This window comes from Moraxella pluranimalium (assembly GCF_002014825.1).
Taxonomy (GTDB): Bacteria; Pseudomonadota; Gammaproteobacteria; order Pseudomonadales; family Moraxellaceae; genus Moraxella; species Moraxella pluranimalium.
Map to the genome: position 1 here is coordinate 1 of NZ_MUYU01000049.1, position 3,348 is coordinate 3,348.

Here is a 3,348-nt window from a genome sequence, read left to right on the forward strand (position 1 = left end):
TTAGTGTACCACTACATTTTGATAGGGTAGCCCATACGGATAAGTTCGCCCACTCGTTGAGATAGGTTGTAGCAGTCAAACAATTGAACGGCATCTTTGCGTGTCAGTGTTTGACCAGCCATCAAGATTTTTAAGATTTCTGCCTTGTGTCCTTTTGGGTCATAATTCATGCGTTACCCCCTTGTTGTTCAATCCATGCTAGGACTTCACTATTTTTCCATACCACCATATTACTAGATAGCTTGATTGGTTTTGGGAATAGGTCTTTATTCACCATACGCCAAAGTGTCGTTCGATTGATTGGAATTAGTGCCAAAATGTCTTTGGCTCTGCACATCCCTTGTGGGTGTAGTTTTTTGGGGTCTTTGGTTTTGTTGTCATCGGTTGTTTTGTCAGTCATGAATATTACTCCATAGCGGTTACTGTAATAGCCAAGCGGTGCATACCGTTGCTATTGGCGTATGATAAGAGTTCACAAAAAACAAAACACCGCATTTGCGGTGCTTTGGTATTGCAATTGCGGTGTTATTTTTCCTTATTTTTGCGGGCTTGTTCCAGTGCTTGATTGGCTTTGGAAAATCTTTCGTTTAATGTTCTTTCCCCTTGTCCATATATTGATTGGTCTATGATAACTTCAATAATTTGGTTTTGACTTGAAAAGCGTTTGTTTTGGCAAAGTTCAAGCAAAAGCCCTATTGTGGTAAGATAGCTTTGTTCCGTGCGGTCTGATAGCTCATTTTCTGCCTGTAAGTCTGCTATTTGCTGTTGGCTGTCATTGAATGCCGATTGTTCACCATCATCTGCAAAATCGATAACTTTTAGCTCTGGAGGTTCTGGGTTTTCTAAAAAATAATCATCAGATTGGAAAGGAGTAAAAGCTAAATCAATCGCATCTCTTAGTGACTTTTCCAATTCCACTTTATCCAATTTGTTCTCTTTTTTATCATCTATCTTGAGTTCAAAGGTTTTCTTTTTTGCATTTTCGGTATTATCTTTATTGGTTGGTTGTGCAGGTGCTGTAATTTTATTGGCTAAATTCTGATAACTTGCAATGGCTTTTTCCAAGTCATTAATAAAGAAATAATCCTTTGATTTGTTATATTTTGATTTAAGAATAAAATTTATATCAATATCCACATATCGATAGTAGCTATCAATCACCCCAATTTTGTAAGTGCTTGAATAGCCATTTTCTTTGTACACATTGCCTTCATCTGTAACAAATACTTTGGTTCTAGTTGTTGTTACAGTTTTGCCATTACTTAAAGTTAGCGTGTTTTTTCTTATTAAATGCTCAAGTTCAGGCGGTACTTGGCGGTAGTGTTTAAGTAAATCGCTCAAATACCCATCATGATAATCATCTCCCGATTTCATGATTTGTAATGCTGAATAGCAGGGTTCATCTTGACTATTTACCCCATTTGGATAAAAAAAGCCTGCCAAGTTATAATTTTTTAACTGCAAAGCCAAATGATAGCTAAATTTGTCTTCCGTCTTGTCTTCTTCAACAATGCTGAAATCTACATCAAATTCACCATCAATTAATTTTAACCGCTTTAAATCGTGCATCAATTCCAATTCTTGGATAAAATCTTTGAACCGTTTTTTCTCATGTTTGTTTTGTACATCAAAATCACAAATACCCTTATCAGCCAAATAATCTGCCACATCATCAAGGGTTAGAAATAATTTGGATTGATATAATCCCATCATCTGCACCTTTAGCACCTTAACCAAATAGGATGCAGGGCGTGGCGGTTTAAGGTGCAATAATAACCGCCGTTCGGTAGCTACTCCTAGCCCTGCAAAAGTGTTTTATTCGTCTAAATTCGTCTAGGTTCGTCTAAGCTCACCCATTCATAATCGCCTTAGATTGTGCCAATCTACAATAACCTACAATCCATTATTAATTAATCTTGCTTAACTATCATAAATTACCAAGTGCCATCATCAAGCCAAATCCATCATGTGCCATTTTAGCCATAAAACGCCCAATCCCTTTATTTACAAGGCTTGGCGGTGTTTTGGTTATGTAGCGGTGTAGCGGATTACCCTTTTTTTGTAGCGGATTGGTTTTTCAAGTCGCTACACGCTCAAAGCCTTACAGTGCAAGGGTTGTAGCGGTTGTGTAGCGGTGTAGCGGGTTAAATAGGGGATTTTTGGGAATACCATTTTTAAATTTACCGCCTTAACAATGATTTTCTACAAAATCGCTGATTGTACCTATTTCACCATCCACCATATCCGCCCATTCTTGCATCATCTGTTGGCGGTATGGGATATGTTTGGCGTGGTCATGGGCTTGTGTTGTGGCGTTGCCTGTTGTGTGTGCTAACTGCAGTTCTATGGCATCGTGATTGTATTGGCGTTCGTGTAGTGTGGTGCTTGCCAATCCCCTAAAGCCGTGCCCCGTCATTTTGTCCTGCCATCCTAGCCGTTTGAGTGATGCGGTCAAAATGGCTTCACTGATAACATTGCGTGATGATGGATTGAAAAAAACAAATTCATCACTTAGCCCCATAGCCTTGATGGTCTGTAATATCTGTATGGCTTGGCTTGATAGTGGGACAATGTGGTCTTTACGCATTTTCATACGTTTGGCAGGAATACGCCACAAACACGCCTGCAAGTCTATTTCGCCCCATGTCATAAACCGCATTTCTTTGGTACGCACAAAGGTATAACAAAGAAACCGAAAAGCAAGCTTGGTTAATGGTTGGCAGTTGGAATTTTCAATATCAGCAAATAGGGCGTTGAGTTCGTGAAATTCAATGCGTGCATAGTTACGCTTTTGGCGTTTGCCTAGTTGCTTTTCTAGCCCTGTATGCGGTGATACGCCGTTGAATTGGTCTTTATGTATGGCGTGTTGGTATATCGCCCCTATTTGGCGTATTGAACGGCTTGCCATATCACCCGCCCCCCGTTTCTCTATCGTCTTTGCCACATCTAGCACCATTGCAGGCGTGATGGCTTGTATATCGATATGGGCAAGCTTTGGGGCTATGTCGTTAATATAGGCTCTGTAATCCCTGTTGTATGTGCCAATGGTTACGGTGTGTTTGCCTGCATTGTCGGGGTTGTTGGGGTTTCTTTTGGCGTGGTAATCGTTTGCCACATCACCAAATAGCACCGCTGTTGGCTTGGCGTGCTTTGGGTCAATGCCTTGTTTGATTTTCTCTTTGATGGATAGGGCGTGAATGCGTGCTTGCTGTAGGCTGATACTTGGATATGTGCCAATGGTCATGCTTTGCTGTTTGCCGTGCCATCGGTAGGCAATCACCCATGATTTTACACCCGTGTGCCTTACCCAAAGTTGTAAGCCGTTCCCATTGTAGTGGTCAACTAATT

4 protein-coding genes are annotated in these 3,348 nt (G+C 40.6%); all 4 read right to left on the minus strand.

The genetic code is table 11. From position 1 onward, the window contains the following. Positions 1–11 precede the first annotated feature (11 nt). Positions 12–170 carry a helix-turn-helix domain-containing protein gene (locus tag B0680_RS10660; protein WP_078255074.1) on the minus strand — a complete coding sequence of 53 codons (159 nt, stop codon included), beginning with the start codon at positions 168–170 and terminating at the stop codon, positions 12–14. Further along, positions 167–400, minus strand: coding sequence for a helix-turn-helix transcriptional regulator (locus B0680_RS10665; protein ID WP_078255075.1), 234 nt, complete (start codon positions 398–400; stop codon positions 167–169). Before B0680_RS10665 ends, B0680_RS10660 begins: the two co-directional genes overlap by 4 nt. Positions 401–525: 125 nt before the next feature. Beyond that, the gene (locus B0680_RS10670; protein WP_078255076.1) at positions 526–1,710 is read right to left on the minus strand and encodes a hypothetical protein; all 1,185 of its coding nucleotides are present in this window, start codon (positions 1,708–1,710) and stop codon (positions 526–528) included. Positions 1,711–2,188: 478 nt separating this feature from the next. Beyond that, positions 2,189–3,348, minus strand: a 1,160-nt coding sequence (locus B0680_RS10675) for a tyrosine-type recombinase/integrase (RefSeq protein ID WP_143821425.1), incomplete at its 5' end; no start/stop codon positions are given.